Here is a 258-nt window from a genome sequence, read left to right on the forward strand (position 1 = left end):
TAAAGATGCGCAAGCGGCCGCAGCTTCTCGGAATCCAGCCTGCCTTCCTCACCCAGCAAGATTCTAATCTCCCTTGCCAGTGATCCGTGAATGCCCGCCACCAGACCGGTACTCGGGGGTCTTACCCGGTTTAACGCGAGCGAGGCGATCACGGCCTGGGCATGGATGACGTCATACTGCTGAAGTCCGAACGAAGCCGCGACCAATTCCATGCAGTAGCGGTACATTTCCACCCGGCGCACGAGCGGGTCCAGATGA

1 pseudogene is annotated in these 258 nt (G+C 59.3%); it reads right to left on the reverse strand.

The features are described from left to right. Positions 1 to 258 (reverse strand): annotated as a pseudogene (locus KVT34_RS30525) (glycosyltransferase family 4 protein); the annotation flags it as partial.

The sequence above is a fragment of the Paenibacillus sp. GbtcB18 genome, from assembly GCF_019091125.1.
Lineage (GTDB): Bacteria > Bacillota > Bacilli > Paenibacillales > NBRC-103111 > Paenibacillus_F > Paenibacillus_F chitinolyticus.